Raw genomic sequence first — 21,880 nt, forward strand, 5'->3', positions numbered from 1 at the left:
AAATCAAAATAATATAGCCTTCTTTGAGCTAAGCTATCTGTCTGAAATTGCAACTTATACGAATGCTGTTTCCTTGCGATTGATCGCTCGCTCATAAATTCTCAAGCTCTCTTGTGCCATCAGATCTTGATCAAATTGCAGCGATCGCGTGCGACTTGCGATCGACAATTTTCCCCGTAACTGAGGCTCTCTTAACAACCGATTAGCAGCTTCTGCTAATGCCTCTGCATCATTCATCGGAACCGTTAATCCTTCAATTCCACCTCGGCTCACCCAAGTGACTCCACTCTTTGGAATTGCAGTATTAATCACCGGACACCCACTTGCCATTGCTTCTACTTGCACTAACCCAAATGCCTCACTACGCGCATTCGACGGAAACCATAAAGCAGTCGATGCCCGATACGCTCCAACCAGTTCATCTTGAGTAAGCTGCTGCTTAAATACCACGCGATCGCCCACACCAATGTCCATTGCCTGACGCTGCAAGGCGTCTGCTAACTCGCCTTTTCCAACAATCATTAAGGTGCCAGGAACGTCGCGTAAAGCGGCAATTGCGACATGCAAGGCTTTGTAATAAACTAAGCGCCCCACACACAGCCAAATTGGACCTGAATGCATTGCCCTTAATCGTCTCTCGTAAGCGATCGCGGCTGGAGTCGGCTGGCGATAAATGGATAAATCAATCCCAAAGGGAAGAACTTCAACGCGATCGCGATAGGGACGTAGAAAATCTGATCCTGCTAGATAATTTGGGCTACCAATCAAAACTCGCGCCGCCCGATGGTAAATATGCTTGAGCATCGGATTGACAACATGCTTGAGTACGCGCTGTTTCACAATATCGCTATGGTGCGTCACAACCAGCGGAATCGTTGAATTTGCTAATGCCCAATGCATTCCCATTGCGGGATTCGGCGTATGTAGATGAGCAATATCATAGGCAGCCCTGCGTCTATCAAAATATTGAGAGAAGGTTGTAAAAACATCAACGCGTGCAACATTCAACAGTCGTCCTAGTCGAATCACGCGTACATTACCGTCGAGTTCTTCAATCGTGTAAGTTTGCTGAGCTTCTCGACCTTCGCGATCGCAAGTGTTCACGCACAAAACATCAACCTTCGCTCCTAGTGCAGCTTGCGAAGTGGCGATAGCACGCACATGCGTTTCAATCCCACCGGGTTGAGGTGGATAGTACTTTGATAGATGACAAATTCGCAGCGGGGTATGCGGATTCCGTACAGATCTACTAACACTGGGGGCTTCAATGTGATTTGAGATTTGAATGTACGACATGATTACAATACAGGTGTGACAAGATCAATAAGAAATCTGAGCAAATTGACAGGTAGAATTCTCCCAGAACAATCATTCGACTAACTCTTAAGGGGCAACCGCAATGATCAGGATGAGTCGCCAAGGCTGGGTTGATAGAAATAGTTGCAAACTTACTAAATCGAATCAATTTTAGTACTTGAATTTTACAGAGTTTCTTTTACTAGAGAGCTACGTAGATGTGCGGGGATTCGTTTAGCTTGTAGAAGAAAAGAGAACGTTTCTAGATAATTTCTTGGTGTAATGATCAATTTGAATTTATTGTGGATGCACCATCAAATCATCGACTATATTGCATCCGCGAAAATCTGGGTTGTATCTGTTGAGCAAAACCGAAACACCAGCGAACTTCAGGATTCGAGAGCAATCCTGAAGTTCATGAGCAGAGATTATTGTGGCGAACGACTAGACTAATTACCTAGCAAGAGTCGTAGCAATCCAAAAGCTCCTGTGACTGGGCTAACAACTGCTCCTAACAGATCAGAAATTTTTGCTGTACTGCTACGATTCACAATGATCACATCGTTTTGATGAATTGCTGGATTTGAATTCTCATCTAATCCGATCGCAACATCAAACTTAAATTCTCGCCGATTCACTGATCCATCCGGCATCAAACGCACTAATTCAATCTTCGTCTTTTTACCTCGCCCCGGTGCAACACCGCCCGCTGCGAGAATTGCCTGCATCAACGTCGAATTCGGACGTACAGCAACACCCCCGGGTCGAACAACCTCACCAACTACATTCACCTGAATTTGCTCAGGCGAAAAATTGCTCATTGCAATGTTTGTTGCCTCAGTTGGATCAATCTTCTCTGCGATGGGCACATACACTGTATCGCCATCTTGGAGCGGGATATCTTGTGCTAGCTCACCTTCTCTCAGATACTTCCACAAATTCACCTTGATTGTCTCCGGCGTACCATCTGCTGTGGGACGGCGCACTTCAATCTCTTTGACATTTGCCAGTTGAGCAATCCCACCCGCAGTTTGAATCGCTTTAGAAACGGTCGGCCACTGGCTCCCACTCTCAGCCGAGCTTCGCTGGCTCAAACTTGCCTGGTTCACTTCACTGCCAATCGTATTGACGATGTAAGATCCCGGACGATTGACTGCACCAATAATGCCGACTTTCAAAGGGCGGGGCGCAACCAAACTCACTGTAACGACAGGATTCTTGACAAATTTCTGATACCGCTCTTTTAAGCGTTCTGAAGCTTGATTCAGCGTCAATCCCTGAACTGATACACTGCCTACCCACGGTAGATTCAACATACCGTCTAGTAGAATTGTGTAGCGTGGTTCCAGCGTGAGTTCAGGAACATCAAACAGATCGAGCCGCACTAAATCTCCTGCGCCTAACTTGTAGCTACTTCCGATCGCTGACGTAATCTCAGATTTGGGGGTTACGCCTGCTTGCAGGAGCGGCAGCGTTCTAGAGGGTGGCATTGGAGTCTGAGCCAACACAACGATCGGCTGAATCATTGCCATTGACAAGCCTAGACACAAGCGAGTTAAAGCCCTATTCATATTGAAGTTAATGGCAAATGTGACAATTAGAAGAAGGTACAGGCAAACGTTAAGGTAAACGATTCTAAGGAATTTCCACCCTGTAATATCCCTAGATTATCAGTACTGCTCAAAACGTGAGATTCAGTACCATTACGGACTCTGGAATCAAAATGGCGTGAAATACTGGGCGCAACCTGATGGTGTTCTGCACTGCCAGCAGAAAATACGCAAGTAGCATCACGGAATACCCACTTGAGTTCATGAGTACTAATCCTTTATCCAAGCTGTATCAATCTGAGCGAGAGCACGCAACTCCGCTGCACCTTTTTAGCCTAAAAAACACGGAGAGCCGTTCCGAAGTTGATCTCAAGAAAATCTGGGATATTGTCCAGCGAAGAAAGCTCTTTGTCGCAGTCGTTGCTCTGATTCTATTGGGTGCAACTATGGCATGGTCAGTCTCGCGCAAGCCTGTCTATATGAGTACATTCCGGCTATTGATTGAGGCAGATAAAGGCAAAATGCTGGGACAGCAAGCCAGTATGGGGCTGAGTGAACTCACTTCCAGTACGAATTTTACGACTCTAACTCAAGTACTCAAAAGTTCTCAGGTGTTACAGCCTGCTTTCAAAGAACTGCAAAAAGAATATCCGAATCTTAAGTTTGATCAGTTTCTCACATCACTCTCTGTGACTCGCCTCAAAGATACCGAAATTCTTGAAGTCAGCTATCTCGATCACGATCCGAATCAAGGGCTATCCGTGGTTGAGAAGCTGTCGCAGAACTATTTGGATTATGGGGAGCAATTAAGAAGTCGCAATCTTCAGCAAGGAATTAAGTTTGTCGAAAAACAGCTTCCTGGACTTTACACCCGAGTCAATCAGATTCAAAGTCAACTCCAAGGGTTTCGAGAATCAAACCAGATTGTGAATCCAGAAGATCGCGCAAAATACTTGATTACTCTCAGTAGTGAGATTGAAACGAATCAAAAGCAAACTCAAGCAAAGCTGGCTGAGTCCAAAGCACTTTACGCAACGTTGCGAAAGCAGGTCGGCAATACTCCTGAAGTTGCGATCGCGGCTTCTGCACTCAGTGAATCGAAAGCGTTTCAAGAACTACGATCGCAACTCCAGCAAGTTGAAACTCAGCTGTCAATGAACGCAGAGCGCCTCACTCCAGATGCTCCTCCTGTGCAAGCGTTGATCAAGAAGCGCCAGGGAATTCTTGCTCAAATGGAACGAGAAGCAAGACAAACTTTGAGTACAACTGGCGTGAAACAAGCTCAAGGCAACCTGAGTGGAACGTTAATTGAACTCAACCGCCAGCTGATTACAGTGAGCAATGAGATCAATGCGCTAGAGGCGAGAGATCGCTCCCTCGTAGCAACGGCTCGGCAGTTGCAAGTGAATTTAAAGGCAATTCCGTCTCTGATTCGTCAAGATGTCGATCTACAGCGAGAACTCAAGGTTGCGAATGATAGCTTGGATCGTTTCCTTGCCAGTCGTGAAACATTGCAAATCGAAGCGGCACAAAATACACAGCCCTGGCAGATTATTTCTGCCCCTTCCCAACGTCCAGCACCGATTTTCCCAAGCATTCCTCAAAGTGCGGCATTAGGCGCTCTCGGCAGCCTGTTTCTCAGTGTTTTAGCAGCACTCCTCGTCGATAAACTCGATGATGTTCTCTATTCTGCGGAAGACCTCAAACAGGATACAAAGATTCCATTGCTAAGCGTCATTCCGTTCTACAAGAACCTGCATGAACCAAGCTTGCCCGCAATGTCTTCGTTACGGAATCTACCGAGTGGAGCTTTGGCTGAAAATGCGGGTAAACCTGCTCAAACGTTCTCGATCGACTTAAGCGAAGATGCTGCTATCTTCCGCGAGGCATTTCGGAGCTTGAATCTCAGCCTTTCAATGACGAATCTGCAAAATCCATTGCATTCGATCGTCGTTGCTTCAGCGCTAGCAAGTGATGGTAAATCAACCGTTGCAATGAATATGGCACTTGCGGCTGCAACGATGGGTCAGCGGGTTTTGCTCGTGGATGCGGATCTGTATCGATCGAAAGTGCATGTCTATGCAAGAGTTCCGAATGAACAAGGCTTAAGCCAGTATCTTACCTCAGATGCTCCGTTAGATACGTTGATCCAACAGTCTGCAATGGAGCAGAACCTATTTGTTTTAACGGCGGGCAAGGCTCAGATGGATGCAAGTCGTCTCTTGTCGTCGAGCAAGATGAAGACGCTCATGGAAGGCCTCAAAGAGGAATTTGATTTGATTATCTACGATGCACCTCCGGTGCTAGGCTTCTCAGATAGCTTGATCTTATCCGGTCAAGTGGATGGAAGTGTTCTGGTTGTTGGGCTTGGCAATACAGGTCGAACGGCTTTAATCGAATCGCTGCGAGGCTTGCAAATGTCGGGTAGCCCAGTCTTAGGTATCGTTGCAAATTGCCTCAAGCCTGGTACGCATTTAGCGCATAAGTATCACGAATACGTCCGCCGTAACTACAACTCGGATTTAGTTGAGACAGTCTAATTGCTCAAGTTGAACCGACAAACATCACATACCGATTCGGATCTGACATGATGACTTATTGCTGTTCTAACAGCTTCGTCCCTGCAGAATGCTCAATATGTTAGGAAGTTCCTAAGCTTATGAATAGTAAAGCTGTGAAACATCAGGAAGAATATTCGCGACTTACGTACTCTCCAGTCGCATCTTCTTCAGTCCGATTTCAGATCCCGAAGTTTTCTTGGTTACACGCTTTTATTGTGAGCCAATTCATCTTCCAAGTCTCACTTCTGATTCCGGCTATTGCAGAGTTCAGAACACTGGTTCGGATTGCCGTATTTGGCTTAAGCTTAGCTTTTTTATGGGGAATTCCGAAGACTGGATTAAAGCATCCGGCTAAACCTTGGGCGATCGCTGTGATGTGCATCATGATGTTGCAGTTCTTTTGGCATCCTTACTTGAGTAGTATTCCAGCCGGAGCTGCTCAATGCCTGATGTACTTAGCGATTCTTGCACCTTTGTTCTGGGTGAGTCGGCTCGATCTCAAAGAGCGTGATTTTCTTTGGCTGGTCTATCTACTCTGGGGATTTCATGTTCTAAGCTCGATCGTCGGAGTGCTACAAGTTTACTATCCTGAGATCTTTCAATTTGCCATTTCTTCAAATATTGAAGAAGGCGCGTTCGGAGGTGAACACTTAAAAATCGTAATCGCCAATGGATTGATACTCTATCGCCCAACCGGGCTAACGGATTTGCCTGGAGGTGCAGCAACCTCTGGATTTTACGCTTTACTCCTGGGTACAGGTATTGCTTTGCAGCAAGGGCATCTGATTTTTCGGCTGCTGGGCGTAATCAGTGTGCCGATCGGTCTATTTTGTATCTATCTTTCGCAAATTCGTTCAATCTTCATTCTCGCGCTTGTCTGCTTAGCTGTGACCGCATTAATTCTATTGCAACTGAAGCGACTCTGGCACCTGACAGCCATGATCGGCGCTGGCATTCTCATTGCGATCGCAACCACAACTTGGGCAATGAGTGTAGGAGGATCAGTCACCAGTGAACGATTTTTGTCCCTGATTACTGAGCCACCTGATGCAGTACTGTATCAGAACCGAGGTATTTTTCTAGAAGAAACAATCACTAAGATCATCCCACAATACCCGCTGGGCGCAGGCTTAGCGCGATGGGGGATGATGAATAACTATTTTGGGAATCAATTGAATCCATTGACTCAGCCGATCTGGGCAGAAATTCAGTGGACAGGCTGGGTACTCGATGGCGGCATCCCTTTAGTCATTGCTTATTCAGGTGCGCTGATTGCAGCGTGCGTCGCAGTCTGGCGAATTATTAGCGATCGCAGGTCATCTCTACAGCTTTGGGGCGCGATTATTCTTGCTCACAACATTGGCGCGATCGCTATTACGTTTAACTATGTTCCGTTTATGAGCCAGACCGGAATGGATTTTTGGCTCATCAATTCAGCCCTCTGTGTATCAGCAGCAACGCACATCAAACATGGCAAGTAATCTTTTTCCGGAGACAACCATGAAATCTTTTCTGCTCGTTGCCGCCGACTTTGTAAAAACAGGCGGAATGGATCGCGCCAACTATGCTCTGGCCGATTACTTAGCTCGTCAATCGGTTGAAGTTCATCTTGTCGCGCATCGAGTTGACTCCCAGTTACAAAACTATCCAAACGTTTTCTGGCATCGGGTTCCTAAAATTGCAAAGTCTTACTTTTTAGGTGAGTTTCTTCTCAATGCGGCTGGGCAATTCTGGGCAAAGCGCATCACAGCCCAAGGTGGGCGCGTTTTAGTCAATGGTGGAAATTGCCGTTGGAGTGATGTGAACTGGGTACATTATGTTCATGCTGCCTATCAGCCGAACACCCAAGCTAGCTTTGTACAGCGATTGAAGTGTGCGTTGACTCATCCAATTTACTGTCAAGCTGAAAAACGCAACTTGAAAAATGCCCGCATTATTATTGCAAATTCGCATCGAACTGTCTCTGATTTGATTCGGTATAAGCTCGCAACTCCCGCTAAAATTTGCCCAGTTTACTATGGATCTGATTCATCGAAGTTCTACGCTGCCGGTGTTGAAGAAGTAAAATTCCTGCGTCAAAAGCTCAATTTGCCTTTAAATCGTTCGATCGTTATTTTTATCGGTGCATTAGGCGATCGACGAAAAGGCTTTGATGTTCTGTTTCAAGCCTGGCAACAGTTGTGCCAAGACCCAACTTGGGATAGTGATTTGATCGTCGTTGGGCAAGGTGCAGAACTGCCGCGCTGGAGGCAGCGGGTTCGAGATCAGCAATTGAGCGATCGCATTCAGTTTCTCGGCTTTCGCTCTGATGTACCGGATCTATTACGGGCTTCAGATTGCTTGATTGCACCGACACGGTACGAAGCTTATGGATTAGGCGTGCATGAAGCTCTATGCTGCGGAATTCCAGCAATTGTGACTGCAACGGCTGGAGTCGCAGAACGCTATACCCAAGGATTAACAGATTTACTTTTAACCGATGCGAACAATGTTTCACATCTAATTGATAAGTTGTATCATTGGCGAAGTCATCAAAATTACTACCAGCAAATTCTGCATACGCAAGTTATCCCCCAATTGCACCGGGAGACATGGGATCACATGGCAAAGCAGATTGTTGATGCGGTTGAAACTCCGACATCCAGTACGGTTCAGACTCAGTATTCTATGCGATAAAAGCCGAGGACACTTCGATGAAAAAAACGGTAGCCTGCTCTGCTCCTTATGATGTGGGAGGACTGGGACAACACTTCTCATTTATTGTCGAAGAAGCGCGATCGCAGAATCGCTTGATCGAGTACTATACTCCGCGTCCGAAAGCAGAGGATGCCATTGGAAGAACCGTTGAAATCTCAAATCGCCGCAAACTCTTGTTTCGTTGTCCTCCGCTTCGGTTTAGTCCAGGTTGGATTAATTATTACTTTAATGATTGGTTCGATCGCGCTGTTGCTGCCTCACTTCGCCCAGCAGATGAATTTGAGACAGGGTGTGCTGGACAAGCTTTTCATTCTTTTAAACGCGCGCGTCAGCTAGGATATCGCGTTCTCGCACTGCAAGCAGATAACAGTCATATCAACAATGTGGCTCGGCAACATCTCAAAGCAATTCGAGATTTTGGTATTGAAGCAAGTTGGCTGAATGATGCACATCGCCAAAAAATTCTGCAGGCTTATGAGGAAGCAGATATTATTCATGTTGCCTCTAGTTATAGTTATGAGTCGTTTCTCAGAGCAGGCGTGCCAGAATCTAAGTTAAATATCCGACAGTTCTCTGTCCATCCTCGATTTGTGCCACCTGCTCAACCTTGTAACGACGGAAAGTTTCGGGTTGTCTATTCGGGAACGCTGAGCGTGGCGAAGGGAATTCCTGTGCTGCTCGAAGCCTTTTCTCGCCTTCAAGGGTGTGATACGGAACTGATTTTAATCGGCGGCTCAACGACTCGGGGTATGCGGCTCTATTTAGAAGCCTGGCAAAAACGAGACTGTCGGATTCGGATTGCTCCCGGTGATCCGTTACCTCATTTGCAGCGTGCCAGTGTGTATGTTCATCCTTCGTATGAAGATGGATTTTCCTATGCTCCAATGGAAGCGATCGCGTGTGGCGTGCCAGCTATTGTCACAGAAGACACAGGCATGAAAGAACATATCCAGCCAGGGATCAATGGTTATATTGTGCCAACTGGAGACTGGGAAGCACTGCTCGACCAGCTGAAAAGCTTACAAAAATCTTCGTTACTCTCTCTCATCTAATTCCTATGCAACTGGCGATTACTCGTACTCCAAACACCGTTGAGAAATGCATCTTGCATTCTGTGAGCCATCTTTTTCGCTACTGGGTGAAGAGAGGGCGTAATCTACTCTTTTGGGCTGTCCCGCAGGATGCAATTTTTGACTATGATTTTACTGTCTTAGAGCAAGGCAAACCTTACTCAGGTAATCTCAAATTTGGCATTGATTATCAAGTCTTCTTTTCGCAGCCTTATGAACCCCAAAATGCTCAAATTTTGACTACGATAGCAACTTGCCTTGCTCAATTTCGCCGTTCGGTTCATTTTATTGATGTTGGTGCAAACGTCGGCTTTACTTCTAATTTGATGTTGGGCAAAGTCGATTCGATTCATAGCTTTGAGCCACATCCTAAAATTTTTCAATCACTGCTTGCAAAATGGAAGAATTACGCCGATCACACTTGGCAAATTCACCCCTTTGGACTAGGGGCACAGGAAATCGAGCTAGCATACTACGAACCTGCTTCTCACAATACGGGAACAGGTTCTTTCGTAGCGGGTGCATCTTGGAATCAGAATATTCCGATTGCTCTACCGATTCGCAAAGGTGATCAAGTTTTGACTGAGCTTGAAGTTTCTGAAGTTGCTCTAATCAAGATTGATGTAGAAGGATTTGAACCTTTCGTACTTCAAGGACTTTCAGAAACCCTCAAACGCGATCGACCTGTGATTTTGATGGAGCTTTCAACGCTGACCGATCAAATTTTGAAGGAGCACAACCTCTCTTTACAAGCACTGCTGTATGAAGATGCGATCGCAGTCGCAATCCACCCTCAGACTCACGGAAAATTTCAGCTAGAAGTGCAAGATTTCAGCCAGCTTGAATCTAGACATCAAGACATTCTGATTTTGCCTGCTGAACAGGCTAAGGTAATTTTGGAACAGTTCGAGAGCTTGAGATGATTATTGGACATTACATTCATCATCTTGAAGGTCAAGGGGGAGTCGAGGTCTATCTGAGACGGATTGCAGGGGCACAACAAGCCGCTGGTCATACTGTCTATTACTTTTCTAAGTACACAAGTCCATCAGACCACAATTCAGCGATCGCAGCAGAGACAGAAGCATCGTTATACGAACAAGCAAAACGTCTAGGAGTGGAGCTTTTACATCTTCATGCTAGTGTGAGCCTTGCGCCTCCCGAAGACTTTGTGACGATTAGAACAATGCATGGACATCAGGCTTACTGTCCAAGCGGAAGTAAATACTTAAAGCGACAAGGAACTCCTTGCGATCGCGCTTATAGTTTGCAGGGGTGTTTGTGGGGGCATCTGATTGATCACTGTGGAAGTATCCGTCCCCACCGATTAGCGGAGAACTTCCAGACGTTGTGCAATGAGAAGCGAATTCTAGCAAAAATTCCAGTTTTGACGAATAGCGAGTTTGTCACAGAACACATGATTGCCGAAGGTTATCCACCTCATTTAATTCACACACTATACGTGTGTGCAACAGAAGTCGCGCATGTTCAAGAGCCACCTCAAATCGGAATTCCTCACTTCGCGTTTTTAGGGCGCTTAGTTCCTGAAAAAGGAGTAGTTTGGTTGCTTCGCGCGCTCGCACAAGTTAACGTGCCAGTTCATCTCGATATTGCAGGAGTTGGCAATCAAACTGCAACCTTGCAAACGATGATTCAACAGCTTGGTTTAGCAGATCGAGTCACCTTGCATGGCTGGCTCAATATGGAAGCAAGTTATCAACTGATTCAGCGATCGAGAGCTTTAATTTTTCCATCGGTTTGGCACGAGCCTGCTGGACTTGTCGCTTATGAAGCGATGCTCAATGCGAGAGCGACGATTGCCAGCCGGGTTGGAGGCATTCCTGAAGGCGTTTTGGATGGAGTCACAGGATTGCTTGTTGAGCCAAACGATATTGCAGGATTAGCTAATCATATAGAACGTCTAGCAACTGATTGGGCTTTGGCAAAGCAACTTGGCGAAAATGGTCGGCGCATGGCACAACAATCCTTTGGGCTGCAAAATCATATGCAAAAATTGATGCAGTTTTATGAACAGGTGATGAGATCGAGCAAAGATCAGCCTCTCGGCTTGAGCAATTGCTCGTAGTTTCACGGAATGAACTGCAATATAGAAGGTGCAAGCCGTAATCTCACGGGCGATTTTACACGCACTTCTTGATTGAATGATGAGTCATCTCAGTCCGTAATCCTGCTGAAAATATAACGTACTCTAAAATCCTAAAAAAAGATACTGTTCAAATTTTCATGCAGTATTAAACCGAAAGTGTTCTTCTTTTACCAATATCATGGTTGCTTTAGCCCCAGATTTTCAGAAAACCGCCTTTAAGTTCTTGATTGGGTTGAAGTACATTGCAGTAGAAGCAGTTTTGTATGTTGCAAATCATATTCTTAATAAGCTCCCTTCTCATCATCTGCGGCTGTTCTACTATCGGCATTTTTTGAGATTCCGGATTGGGCAAGGGAGCTTTATTTTCTTAGGAACCTGCTTTGATGCCAAAAATGGTTTTATCATGGGCGATAATTCGGTGATTAATCAGAAATGTCGTATCGACACACGGGGTGGAGTCACGATCGGTAGAAATGTCTCTATTTCTGCTGAGGTTTGTATTCTGACCGCAGATCATAACTTGCAGTGCTCTGAATTCTTAGGACAAGTACGCCCTGTTGTGATTGAAGACTATGTGTTTATCGGGACACGCGCTATGATCCTGCCAGGCGTAACGTTAGGCGAAGGGTGTGCTGTTGCCGCTGGTGCTGTTGTGACGCGCAATGTTCCAGCTTTTACGATCGTTGGGGGCATTCCAGCAAAGCCGATTGGAACTCGCTCAACCGAATTAAGCTATACGATTCACTACAATCGATTATTTAACTGAATAATCTAGTAATTCTACAGGCGATTTTATACGAACTCGCTGATTGAATGATTCAGTCATCTCAGTCCGTAATCCTGCTGAAAATATAACTTGCTCTAAATCAGGAATCAACAGAAATGCACTTAGAAGAGTTAACGCTGGAAGCGGGGCGCATCGATCGACAATATTGGAGAGATTTGTGGAAGTACCGTGAACTCCTGTATTTCTTAGCTTGGCGAGATATTTTAGTCCGGTATAAACAGACTGCGATCGGCATTGCTTGGGCGCTGTTACGTCCCTTGTTAACCATGATCGTCTTCTCAGTGATCTTTGGTGGATTAGCAAAACTTCCCGCTCAAGGTGTGCCCTATCCGATTCTTGTGTTCTCTGCAATGCTGCCCTGGCAGTTCTTCTCTAATGCTCTAAGCGACTCTAGCAATAGCTTAACTGCCAATTCAAATCTGCTCTCCAAAGTCTACTTTCCTAGGCTGCTTGTTCCGATGAGTAGTGTAATTGTCAGCTTTGTAGACTTCCTGATTTCCGGAATGGTCTTACTCGGATTAATGGCATGGTATAACTTTGTGCCCAACTGGCGGATTCTGACCCTTCCGGCTTTTATTCTCATTGCTTTTGCTGCTGCGATTGGTGCAGGGTTATGGCTAGCAGCATTGAATGTGAAGTACCGAGATTTTCGATATATTGTTCCTTTTATCGTTCAATTTGGATTGTATGTGTCGCCTGTGGGATTTAGCAGTAATATTGTCCCAGAACAATGGCGCTGGCTCTATTCACTCAATCCGATGGTCGGCGTGATAGATGGATTTCGCTGGGCGATTTTGGGTGAAAATGCAACACTGCATTTACCTGGATTTATCACATCTCTAACCTTGGTGCTGCTGCTGCTGATTAGCGGAATCCGCTATTTCCGCAAGATGGAAGAATCCTTCGCAGATATCATTTAGTTTTCTAGACGTTGAGAATTGATGAAAAGGAGTTTGATGCATGTCTAGCCCAGCAATTCGAGTTGAAAATCTCGGTAAGAAATATATGCTGCGGCATCAGAAAGGAGAGCACTATGTGGCGTTGCGAGACGTACTCGTCAAGCGTGCGCGCTCAGTGTTCAATCCTTTGACCCGATTGTCTCAATCTTCTCGCGATCGCGAGGAATTTTGGGCACTGCAAGATGTGTCATTTGAAATTCAACAAGGCGATCGTGTTGGCATCATTGGTCGCAACGGGGCTGGAAAATCTACTTTACTGAAGATCCTGAGTCGAATTACGCGACCGACAACCGGAAAGATCCGCCTGCGGGGACGAGTTGCGAGCTTATTAGAAGTTGGAACTGGATTTCATCCTGAACTGACAGGACGTGAAAATATCTTTCTCAACGGCGCGATTCTCGGCATGAGTAAAGCCGAGATTCAACGCAAGTTTGATGAAATCGTTGCGTTTGCAGAAATTGAGAAGTTTTTAGATACGCCTGTCAAGCGGTATTCCTCTGGAATGTATGTGCGGCTTGCATTTGCTGTTGCTGCTCACTTAGAACCAGAAATTCTGATTGTGGATGAAGTGCTAGCAGTTGGAGATGCACAGTTTCAAAAGAAGTGCTTAACCAAGATGGATACAGTTGCAGAAGAAGGCAGAACTGTTTTATTTGTCAGCCATAACATTGCTGTGATGCAGAACCTTTGTAATCAAGCCATTTGGCTTAGAGATGGGCAGATTGTCCTATCTGGCTCAATTCGCACCGTGGCTGACCAATACTTAGGCTCTACGTTTCAGTCTACCAATCCAGTTATTAATCTTCGCACAGCAGAGCGAAAGTATTGTGCCGAAGATAAACTGCGACTGTTAGCCATAACCTTCAATCAGGGTCGAGAGATTTTGTATGGAGAGACGTTGACGATTCAACTTGAGTACGAAGCCTACCGACCCATTCAGGAAGTTGCATTTGGAATCGGCTTCAATTCACTTGCAGGAACTCGACTGATGACTCTCGATAGTGAAGTGTCTGGTCGTTTCTGGAACTTCTCACGAGATACTGGCACAATTCAAATGCAGTTAGAAAACCTTCCTCTTCAGCCAGGTCGCTATCTGATTGATCTGGTTGCTCGGTTGGAGTCTGGCAGAATCTTGGACTATTTACCTGGATGCTGGCAGATAGAGGTTTTGCCAGGTTTACAGACTCCAAATATTCTGCTCCGGGATTCAGGGGGCGTGCAGTTGCGATCGCATTGGCAGCACTTAGCCGTTGCTAGAGTTTGATAAATAATTCTAAGGATTGAGCGATCGATTGAGCTTGAACTTGCAGAGAATGAGTTTGATACCAGGTATATGCTGCTGTTGCGATCGCTTGTGCCTGATTGAGATCTAACTTACAATTTGCTAGCCAGTAATGACGATTCATTTCAAGCCCGTCTTGATTATGCAAGCGAGATGAGATAACAATCGGTAAAAGACCATGCGAACAATAACTCGCGAAGATACCTGATTTTGCTAAGGAATCCATTGGATAGTCTACTACTGCTGCGCTCGCACGACTCAAAATCTGACTAATCTGTTCTGCGGGTTGAATTCCGAGTTGACGAATCGGCAAATCAGATTTGAGTTTGATATCCGCTCCAATATCCAGAATCGTCCGAACTTCTAGGCTTTGGCAGATTCGCTTGAGCAGTGATGTCTGCTGATAAATTCGCTGGCGCGTACTGGAACTGCCGAAGATCACTAATTCTCGCGATCTCGCTTGCAACGGTATCGGATGGGTAATCTCTCCAATATTGGAGAAAACAGGGAGCGTTGTAACCTCTCGATGATGGCTGAACATTTGAATCTTTTCAGCGTAGCATTGGCGATTTGTGAAAACCCGATCGCTGATCTGCATCAACTGAATCGCTAATTTCTTTTGTAGAGGTGATGTTAGTAATGCACTACTTAGAAGTGGACGCGTGGCATAGAGTTCGTGAAACATTGTTATCAAGCGTCCGCCCATCTTGCACCACTCTGTGAGCGCTTGAACTAACCAAAATGGGCAGCCTCGTTTCGCATACCCATGTCCTGCATAGTGGAGAAAAACGACCTGATCTAGAGGAGGTAATAATGCGGATAGGGCTTGCGGTGATCTTACTGAAACCGTTGAAGAGTGGGAAAGCGTATTACTGCTCCAATTTGGATCGCCTACGATAAAGCGAGTTCGTACTCCATAATCCGCGAAAAGCTGTTGAGCCAGCCGAAAACCATAGTCTCCTAATCCATCGATCTCTGGCGGCAACTTCGGCACGATCGTGATTATTTCCTTGAGAGTTTGCATAAAATTGCTGTGATTTTGCAGAATTAGAATTTAGATTGAGTGTTTCTACGGTGGGTAGAATTGCATAAAAATTAGATAGTTCAGTGTGATTAAACCAGCGATCGACGAGCCTTAGTTTTACCTTAAATTTTGCAAGTGAATGCAGTTTTCTTCTCGTAAACTCCTGACCATTGGACATTCCTACATTGTTCCGCTCAATCGCCGCCTCGCCAATGAGATGGCGCGCATTAGTGGATCAGACTGGGATATTACGATCGTTTCACCTCTGGCATTAAAAGGCGATTTAAGACCTTTACAACTTCGGCAAGATCAAGACGATCGCTGCGTGCTAGAGGGAGTTTCGATGCGTTGGCAACAGTCAACCCATGTGATGATGTATCACGATCGCCTCCGAGAAATTCTTCAGCAAAAGTGGGATCTAGTTCATTGCTGGCAAGAGCCTTATGTGGTGTCAGGAGGGCAGGTTGCACGATGGACTCAGCCTAAAACGCCACTTGTCTATTTCACCTGCCAGAACAATCCAAAGTCTTATCCACCCCCGTTCAATTGGATTGAAACCTATTCGATGCAACGTGCGGCAGCTTGGATTTATGCAGGTCAGACCGTCGCAAATACACTAAAGCAGCGTCGTCACTATGATCTGCCAACTCGACATATTCCGCATGGCGTTGATGTGGAGCTATTTGCACCCGATCTTGCTGCAAGGCAGAAGGTTCGACAGCAGTTGGAATGGGACACAGGAGATGTGCCTGTGATTGGTTTTTTAGGGCGGTTTGTACCTGAGAAAGGGCTAGAGCTAATGATGCGATCGCTCGATCAAATTTCGCAACCTTGGCGTGCTCTGTTTGTTGGGACGGGAGGAATGGAAGCGGATTTACGATCTTGGGGTGCGCGTTATGGCGATCGAGTGCGTGTCTGTACGACCGTGAGACATGATCAAGTTCCGCACTATCTGAATGCGATGGATCTGCTTTGCGCGCCAAGCCAGACGACAAAAAGCTGGCGTGAGCAATTTGGCAGAATGTTAATTGAAGCATTTGCTACTGGAATCCCGGTAATTGGCAGTGATAGTGGAGAAATTCCTTATGTGATTGGCGATGCTGGGATTGTTGTTAAAGAAAAGGATCAGACAGCTTGGGTACAGGCAATCTCGATGTTGTTGAATGATCCAGACCAAAGAAATGTCTTCTCAAAAAAAGGACTCGATAGGGCACATTCGACCTATAGCTGGTCAGTCGTTGCACGACAACATTTAGAGTTTTTCGACTCGATTTTAGAAAGAAGTAATTCGCTGATGTCACTTTACTAATCAAACCGATGCAAGCAACCACTTGGATTCGCCCGGAAAGTCTATCGCTCTTAGATGTAGGCTGTAATGTTGGTGCTTTTCTCAAAACCTGTCAGCAAGCAATGCCGAGATTGAAGCTTGCAGGGGTTGAAATTAATGAAACCGCACTTGCGATCGCACAACGTCAACTACCTGGAATTGATCTGCATCATGATTATGGTCAAGCTTCTTACCGGATCTGTGTTGTACTGCAAAAAGTAGATACTGTTGAGAGTCGAGAGGATGCTGAAAATGCTTAGGTCTATTGTTCGTAATTCAATTGCGGCACCGCTTAGAGCTTTACCTTACTTTCGAGGAAAATATCGTTTGGCTCCAGTCCTCATTCCATTGCTGACGGACTATCAGAATGAGCAGGATTGTCTGGTTGAAGTTAAGCTTCGAGATGGAAGTTTAATGCGCATCGATTTGAGAAGCTTTACCGAACAAAGATCTTTTTTTGCCGGAGATTATGACGGAGGGCTGCTAAAACGTTTTGCTTCAATTTTGCAGCCAGATAGCGTTGTTTTAGATGTTGGTGCGAATGTTGGCTTTTACTCAATTTCCTTAGGTCGAAAACTGAAGACATTAGGCGGTAAGCTTTGGGCAATTGAACCTGTGTCCCCAAACTACGATCGTTTAGTCTATAACATTCAACTCAATCATCTAGAAGAAACAGTCTTCCCACTCCAAACTGCATTGGGCAATGAAACTGGATGGATTCAACTTCACCTGAGTAAAGGGACAGATGAACTCTCAACAACAGGAAATGCTGTTCTGTGTCAAGGCAATACAGCAACGGTTGTTGAATCTAATTGTTCAGCCCCAATCACAACCTTAGATGCACTTGCGCGGACGCACAATATTACTGCCTGCGATTTCATCAAGGTAGATATTGAGGGAGCCGAACTTGAGTTTCTCAGAGGCGGACAAAAATTTCTAGCGACTCATCGCCCGATTATCTATGGTGAGTTTAACCCTGACTGGTGTCAGCAGTTTGGCTACTCTTTCCTAGATGTTGCAGAATTTTTCTCGTCTTGGAACTATCACTTCTATCAGCAAATCGGGCGAGATTGTTTTATTCCCGTCCAAACTATCACACCCACTTTGCAAGATGTTTTACTGATTCCAGCAGAGACAAGTGTGGAGACTTTAGCAAAGTTGGGAGTAAAAGGTTAAATTCATGCGTGCTGCTTTACTCTGTGACTATCCCGAAGAACAATGGCACAGTATGGATCTCTGTGCTCAAATGCTGTTGAGCCATTGGCGTATGGATCGCAGATGGCAACTTGATCCGATCCGTCCTCCTTTTCATCATCGAGTGGCTCGTCTCCCGAAGTTAAGAGGTCGAAAAGTTGCCTTTAATAGCGATCGCTTACTGAATCGCTTTTGGGATTATCCAAACTATGTGAAAAGGCTAGCATCGCAATTTGATATTTTTCATGTGTGTGATCATAGCTATGCTCAGTTAGTGCACGAACTTCCCGCAGAGCGAACAGGAGTGTATTGTCATGATATTGATGCATTTCGATCGTTGATTGAACCAGGACAGGAACCTCGACCCGGTTGGTACCGGGCAATGTCTCAGCGGATTTTAGATGGATTGCAAAAAGCAGCGATCGTCTTCTATTCGACGGCTTCGGTTCGACAGCAACTTGAACATTATCAGTTAGTCAACCCTGATCGTCTAATTCAAGCCTCTTATGGCATTTCTCTAGAGTTTTCTCCAATTGAGACAGCACCATCGCTGTTTCCAGAACTAGCAGACTTTCCGTTCATTTTGCATGTGGGAAGCTGTATTCCTCGGAAGCGAATTGATGTTTTGCTGGATGTGTTTGCACAGTTGCGCGATCGACATCCCAATTTGCGATTAGTCAAAGTCGGCGGAGACTGGACTTCAGAGCAGAATGAACAACTCGATCGTCTAGAGATTCGCTCTCGTCTGATTCAGTTTCATAACCTTTCAACTCATGAAATTGCTGCACTTTATCGTCGCTCTGCGGCTGTTCTCGTCACTAGTCAGGCAGAAGGCTTTGGCTTGCCTGTGATTGAGTCGTTAGCTTGTGGTGCGATCGCAGTTGTCAGCGATTTACCTGTGTTGCGAGAAGTGGGGGGAGAAGCAGCCATTTATTGCCCAGTCGGTGAGATTGCTACTTGGGTAGAAACGGTAGATGCGGTATTAGTCGGGCAACGAACACCAGAGAAGTCATTGAGACTCGCTCAAGCTAGCCGATACTCTTGGCAAACTCACACGAAAGCCATTACTCAAGCTTACTTACAATTAGGAGCACGATGAAACTACTGTTCTTTAATCAAGTTGGGTTTATTGGTGGTGCAGAGCGAATTTTACTGAGTTCGATCGCGGCTTTGCGATCGCGGCAGCCGAATGCTGAGATTACTTTAATTGTCGGATCATCGGGTGCTTTGATTGAGGCAGCAGAGGCGCTCGGTGTGCAAGTGATTTGTCTATCGATGCCTACTGTAATGAGTCGGATTGGCGATAGCCATCTCAAAGGAGAATTCCGATTTGCTAAGAAAGCCAAAACATTCTTACAAATTATGCGATCGCTAAGTGCTATTCTCAGCTACTTAAAAAGATTAAAGCAACTCATTCGCAGAATTCAACCGGATCTGATTCACTCAAACGGAGTTAAAGCTCATGCTTTACTTGGATTACTCGGCCAGCTAAATTGCCCAGTGATCTGGCATATTCAAGATTTTTATAGCACGCGCCCAATTATGGCGAAAGTTCTTCAGAGGTTGAATCGATCTGCAACTGGAGCGATCGCGCTTTCTCAGGCCGTGAAAAATGATGCTCAAGCTTTAATGCAAGTCCCGATTGAAGTGATTTATCCAGCGATTGATCATCAATACTTTCGGATTGAAGGAAAGCGATCGCCGGTTTTACGGATTGGTTTAGTCGCGACGTTTGCACGCTGGAAAGGGCATGACATTTTTCTGAAAGCTGCTGCACAAGTGATGTCGGAAATTCGAGGGATGTCGATTCAATTTCAGATTGTCGGTGCGCCTATCTACAGCACCCAAGGCTCACAGTTTTCGCTAGAAGAACTACAGACCAATGTTGCAAAGCTAGGGCTAGAACAGGTTGTTGAGTTTGTTGGATTTCAGCCAGATACAGTTTCTATCTATGAAAACCTAGATATTGTTGTTCATGCAAGTACTCAACCAGAGCCTTTCGGCTTAGTGATTGCAGAAGCGATGGCATTTGGAAAAGCAGTGATTGTTGCAAATGCGGGAGGAGCCGCAGAATTGGTCAACAATTATGAAGATGCGATCGCAGTTCCGCCTGGAGACGTTCAAGCACTTGCACAAGCTTTGATTCAACTGATTCGGAATCCGCAGATGCGACAAGAGCTAGGACGAAATGCAAGACGCACTGCGATCGAGAAATTTAATCGCGATCGCATGGCAGATGAATTGCTGACTCTTTACGATCGCTGGGGTGGACTCAATCAAACGCTTTGCATCTTCTAAATTTCATGAAACTCTGCAAAATCATTTCTAAGAAGTCTTTTGGATGAATTTTTGCGCCAAAGAAAGACCTATTCAGCGATCGATGGCTTATCCAGAACTCTGCATTTCATAGCCGCTAACAAATCGTTTCTTCTACCCTCAAAAGCAGAGACGTGACGTGCCTCATCTCTCCTACAATGAAAAGCGGAGATGTTATGAAGCCTCATGACCAAGCAAGTTCTGATCCTCGGTGGCAGTGGGCGCATCGGGAGTAAAGTTGCCGAAGACCTAATCGCGCATACCTCAGCCAACATTACGATCGCTGGACGCAATCTGGTTACAGGCAACTCAATCTGTCAGCAATTGGGCGATCGCGCTCAATTTAAAGCGATCGATTTAACGGCTCCCTCAGACCTGAGAGCGGCAGTTTCGCAAGCCGATCTAGTCGTTCATTGTGCCGGACCGTTTCATTATCGCGATGCCAGCGTCTTGCAAATTTGCATTGACGAAGGCGTTAACTATATTGATGTCAGTGATCATCCTTCTTTCACGCGCAAGGCATTAGCGTATCGTGCCAATGCTGAATCTGCTGATGTGACGGCTGTGATTAACACAGGTATTTTCCCTGGTATTTCTAATAGCATGGTGCGGCGTGATGTTGAACAGCTTGATCATGCAGAGAAAATTCATTTAAGTTATGTGGTCGCAGGTTCTGGGGGTGCAGGTGTCACGGTGATGCGAACGACATTTCTTGGATTACAGCGCCCGTTTGAAGCTTGGATCGATGGCGATTGGAAAACGGTGAAGCCTTATAGCGATCGAGAAGTAATCGACTTCCCGAAATACGGCAAAGTCGGGGTTTACTGGTTTGATATGCCAGAAGCATTTACGCTTCCCGATACGTTCCCAGTGAAAACAGTGGTTACAAAATTCGCCACGGTTCCCCAGTTTTATAACTATCTGACTTGGAGCGTGGCTCGCTGGTGGCATCCGAAGCTTTTGCAAACGAAAGCCGTGATCGAATTTTTATCTTATGTCAGCCATTTTATGACCGATGTGAGCGATCGTTTTAGTGGCATTGGGGTGGCAATTCGATCGGAAGTGACCGGAGAAAAGAACGGTCAACCGACTCGCTGTGTTTCAACCTTGACGCACTTGGATACTGCGGTTTCGGCAGGAATTGGGACGGGAACGGTTGCAGAAATGCTGCTCTCTGGTGAATTGAAAAAACCAGGAGTTTGGGCGATCGAGCAAGCGTTGTCTACTGAATTGTTCGATCGCGCAATGCAGCGTCGAGGCATTGAAATTCATCAAGAATTAATCTGATTTTTGACCATCGCGGCGACCTAATTCGTAAATTCCACATCCCATACACGCTAAAATTCCGACGCTAATTGCCCAACTTTTGCCTAAACCTGCTTCAACGCCAAAGTTACACAGCGCGCCTGCTCCCAAAAAAGGAAGAATGCTCAGAATTGATGCATAAAAAGCATTTTGAGCTTCTCTAGCTGCTCTCGTTCGTTCAAATTCCTCGATCGACGAATACAGCGATCGTTCGGCATAGTTAAACCAACGATTTAACTGTTCGATCACCCAATCCCCGACAGGTGAAAATCCCAAATACAGCGCCAACGCCCAAAGACAAGCTCCTGCGATCTCACTTGGATCAATCGTGACGCTGAAGACAATTAAATCGATCGACATTTCTCTACACCGGACAAACGCTTTAGACCAAGATATCGAAGCTGA

Annotated in this window: 19 protein-coding genes; 15 read left to right on the top strand and 4 right to left on the bottom strand. The window is 45.7% G+C overall.

Translation table 11 applies throughout. The features are described 5' to 3' along the window. Nucleotides 1–54: 54 nt before the first annotated feature. The gene (locus LEPBO_RS0119305) at nt 55–1,296 is read right to left on the bottom strand and encodes a glycosyltransferase (protein ID WP_017289213.1); all 1,242 of its coding nucleotides are present in this window, start codon (nt 1,294–1,296) and stop codon (nt 55–57) included. A 449-nt stretch (nt 1,297–1,745) separates the two neighbouring features. After that, nucleotides 1,746–2,867 (bottom strand): polysaccharide biosynthesis/export family protein, encoded by a 1,122-nt coding sequence (locus tag LEPBO_RS0119315; protein ID WP_144056235.1) that lies wholly within the window; start codon nt 2,865–2,867, stop codon nt 1,746–1,748. A 242-nt stretch (nt 2,868–3,109) separates the two neighbouring features. On the opposite strand from LEPBO_RS0119315, the gene LEPBO_RS37590 reads away from it, so the two are divergent. The 9 genes from LEPBO_RS37590 to LEPBO_RS0119360 all read left to right on the top strand — a co-directional run bounded on the left by LEPBO_RS37590 (nt 3,110) and on the right by LEPBO_RS0119360 (nt 14,291). Next, on the top strand, nt 3,110–5,386 hold the full coding sequence (locus tag LEPBO_RS37590) for a GumC family protein (RefSeq protein WP_017289216.1): 2,277 nt from the start codon (nt 3,110–3,112) through the stop codon (nt 5,384–5,386). Between the two features lie 119 nt (nt 5,387–5,505). Beyond that, nucleotides 5,506–6,888: a hypothetical protein gene (locus LEPBO_RS0119325; protein WP_017289217.1), complete on the top strand. Its 1,383-nt coding sequence runs from the start codon at nt 5,506–5,508 to the stop codon at nt 6,886–6,888. Nucleotides 6,889–6,907: 19 nt separating this feature from the next. Next, on the top strand, nt 6,908–8,083 hold the full coding sequence (locus tag LEPBO_RS0119330) for a glycosyltransferase family 4 protein (protein ID WP_051077876.1): 1,176 nt from the start codon (nt 6,908–6,910) through the stop codon (nt 8,081–8,083). Between the two features lie 17 nt (nt 8,084–8,100). After that, nucleotides 8,101–9,156, top strand: a complete 1,056-nt coding sequence (locus tag LEPBO_RS0119335) for a glycosyltransferase (protein WP_017289219.1) — start codon at nt 8,101–8,103, stop codon at nt 9,154–9,156. 5 nt (nt 9,157–9,161) lie between these two features. Next, complete coding sequence (locus tag LEPBO_RS0119340) at nt 9,162–10,097, top strand: FkbM family methyltransferase (protein WP_017289220.1); 936 nt, start codon at nt 9,162–9,164, stop codon at nt 10,095–10,097. Next, a complete protein-coding gene (locus LEPBO_RS0119345) occupies nt 10,094–11,260 on the top strand; it encodes a glycosyltransferase family 4 protein (RefSeq protein ID WP_017289221.1) in 1,167 nt (388 codons plus the stop codon). Before LEPBO_RS0119340 ends, LEPBO_RS0119345 begins: the two co-directional genes overlap by 4 nt. A 199-nt stretch (nt 11,261–11,459) precedes the next feature. After that, nucleotides 11,460–12,047, top strand: a complete 588-nt coding sequence (locus LEPBO_RS0119350; RefSeq protein ID WP_017289222.1) for an acyltransferase — start codon at nt 11,460–11,462, stop codon at nt 12,045–12,047. A gap of 116 nt (nt 12,048–12,163) precedes the next feature. Continuing rightward, entirely contained in the window at nt 12,164–12,988 is an 825-nt protein-coding gene (locus tag LEPBO_RS0119355; protein WP_017289223.1) for an ABC transporter permease, read from the top strand. A 40-nt stretch (nt 12,989–13,028) separates the two neighbouring features. Further along, entirely contained in the window at nt 13,029–14,291 is a 1,263-nt protein-coding gene (locus tag LEPBO_RS0119360) for an ABC transporter ATP-binding protein (protein ID WP_017289224.1), read from the top strand. On the opposite strand, the gene LEPBO_RS0119365 is transcribed toward LEPBO_RS0119360, so the two are convergent. Further along, entirely contained in the window at nt 14,281–15,333 is a 1,053-nt protein-coding gene (locus tag LEPBO_RS0119365; protein ID WP_017289225.1) for a hypothetical protein, read from the bottom strand. The two genes, LEPBO_RS0119360 and LEPBO_RS0119365, sit on opposite strands and share 11 nt — an antisense overlap. 139 nt (nt 15,334–15,472) lie before the next feature. Between LEPBO_RS0119365 and LEPBO_RS0119370 the strand changes: the two genes are divergently transcribed. The 6 genes from LEPBO_RS0119370 (at nt 15,473) to LEPBO_RS0119395 (ending at nt 21,457) form a co-directional block, all read left to right on the top strand. Next, nucleotides 15,473–16,642, top strand: a complete 1,170-nt coding sequence (locus LEPBO_RS0119370) for a glycosyltransferase family 4 protein (protein ID WP_017289226.1) — start codon at nt 15,473–15,475, stop codon at nt 16,640–16,642. Nucleotides 16,643–16,650: 8 nt separating this feature from the next. Beyond that, nucleotides 16,651–16,920, top strand: coding sequence for a class I SAM-dependent methyltransferase (locus tag LEPBO_RS0119375; protein ID WP_017289227.1), 270 nt, complete (start codon nt 16,651–16,653; stop codon nt 16,918–16,920). After that, nucleotides 16,913–17,836 carry an FkbM family methyltransferase gene (locus LEPBO_RS0119380; protein WP_172410458.1) on the top strand — a complete coding sequence of 308 codons (924 nt, stop codon included), beginning with the start codon at nt 16,913–16,915 and terminating at the stop codon, nt 17,834–17,836. The genes LEPBO_RS0119375 and LEPBO_RS0119380 overlap by 8 nt, the downstream gene beginning before the upstream one ends. Nucleotides 17,837–17,840: 4 nt before the next feature. Further along, nucleotides 17,841–18,953, top strand: a complete 1,113-nt coding sequence (locus LEPBO_RS0119385) for a glycosyltransferase (protein WP_017289229.1) — start codon at nt 17,841–17,843, stop codon at nt 18,951–18,953. Beyond that, on the top strand, nt 18,950–20,152 hold the full coding sequence (locus LEPBO_RS0119390; protein WP_017289230.1) for a glycosyltransferase family 4 protein: 1,203 nt from the start codon (nt 18,950–18,952) through the stop codon (nt 20,150–20,152). Before LEPBO_RS0119385 ends, LEPBO_RS0119390 begins: the two co-directional genes overlap by 4 nt. A 204-nt stretch (nt 20,153–20,356) precedes the next feature. Continuing rightward, nucleotides 20,357–21,457 carry a saccharopine dehydrogenase family protein gene (locus LEPBO_RS0119395; RefSeq protein WP_017289231.1) on the top strand — a complete coding sequence of 367 codons (1,101 nt, stop codon included), beginning with the start codon at nt 20,357–20,359 and terminating at the stop codon, nt 21,455–21,457. Here the strand turns inward: LEPBO_RS0119395 and LEPBO_RS0119400 are convergent. Continuing rightward, nucleotides 21,449–21,835 (bottom strand): hypothetical protein, encoded by a 387-nt coding sequence (locus LEPBO_RS0119400; protein WP_017289232.1) that lies wholly within the window; start codon nt 21,833–21,835, stop codon nt 21,449–21,451. The two genes, LEPBO_RS0119395 and LEPBO_RS0119400, sit on opposite strands and share 9 nt — an antisense overlap. Between the last annotated feature and the right edge of the window lie 45 nt (nt 21,836–21,880).

The sequence above is a fragment of the Leptolyngbya boryana PCC 6306 genome, assembly GCF_000353285.1.
Classification (GTDB): Bacteria; Cyanobacteriota; Cyanobacteriia; order Leptolyngbyales; family Leptolyngbyaceae; genus Leptolyngbya; species Leptolyngbya boryana.

Coding starts and splice junctions, on each gene's coding strand:
- LEPBO_RS0119305 (WP_017289213.1), bottom strand. CDS start 1,296: ATGTCGTACATTCAAATCTCAAATCACATTGAAGCCCCCAGTGTTAGT.
- LEPBO_RS0119315 (WP_144056235.1), bottom strand. CDS start 2,867: ATGAATAGGGCTTTAACTCGCTTGTGTCTAGGCTTGTCAATGGCAATG.
- LEPBO_RS37590 (WP_017289216.1), top strand. CDS start 3,110: ATGAGTACTAATCCTTTATCCAAGCTGTATCAATCTGAGCGAGAGCAC.
- LEPBO_RS0119325 (WP_017289217.1), top strand. CDS start 5,506: ATGAATAGTAAAGCTGTGAAACATCAGGAAGAATATTCGCGACTTACG.
- LEPBO_RS0119330 (WP_051077876.1), top strand. CDS start 6,908: ATGAAATCTTTTCTGCTCGTTGCCGCCGACTTTGTAAAAACAGGCGGA.
- LEPBO_RS0119335 (WP_017289219.1), top strand. CDS start 8,101: ATGAAAAAAACGGTAGCCTGCTCTGCTCCTTATGATGTGGGAGGACTG.
- LEPBO_RS0119340 (WP_017289220.1), top strand. CDS start 9,162: ATGCAACTGGCGATTACTCGTACTCCAAACACCGTTGAGAAATGCATC.
- LEPBO_RS0119345 (WP_017289221.1), top strand. CDS start 10,094: ATGATTATTGGACATTACATTCATCATCTTGAAGGTCAAGGGGGAGTC.
- LEPBO_RS0119350 (WP_017289222.1), top strand. CDS start 11,460: ATGGTTGCTTTAGCCCCAGATTTTCAGAAAACCGCCTTTAAGTTCTTG.
- LEPBO_RS0119355 (WP_017289223.1), top strand. CDS start 12,164: ATGCACTTAGAAGAGTTAACGCTGGAAGCGGGGCGCATCGATCGACAA.
- LEPBO_RS0119360 (WP_017289224.1), top strand. CDS start 13,029: ATGTCTAGCCCAGCAATTCGAGTTGAAAATCTCGGTAAGAAATATATG.
- LEPBO_RS0119365 (WP_017289225.1), bottom strand. CDS start 15,333: ATGCAAACTCTCAAGGAAATAATCACGATCGTGCCGAAGTTGCCGCCA.
- LEPBO_RS0119370 (WP_017289226.1), top strand. CDS start 15,473: ATGCAGTTTTCTTCTCGTAAACTCCTGACCATTGGACATTCCTACATT.
- LEPBO_RS0119375 (WP_017289227.1), top strand. CDS start 16,651: ATGCAAGCAACCACTTGGATTCGCCCGGAAAGTCTATCGCTCTTAGAT.
- LEPBO_RS0119380 (WP_172410458.1), top strand. CDS start 16,913: ATGCTTAGGTCTATTGTTCGTAATTCAATTGCGGCACCGCTTAGAGCT.
- LEPBO_RS0119385 (WP_017289229.1), top strand. CDS start 17,841: ATGCGTGCTGCTTTACTCTGTGACTATCCCGAAGAACAATGGCACAGT.
- LEPBO_RS0119390 (WP_017289230.1), top strand. CDS start 18,950: ATGAAACTACTGTTCTTTAATCAAGTTGGGTTTATTGGTGGTGCAGAG.
- LEPBO_RS0119395 (WP_017289231.1), top strand. CDS start 20,357: ATGACCAAGCAAGTTCTGATCCTCGGTGGCAGTGGGCGCATCGGGAGT.
- LEPBO_RS0119400 (WP_017289232.1), bottom strand. CDS start 21,835: ATGTCGATCGATTTAATTGTCTTCAGCGTCACGATTGATCCAAGTGAG.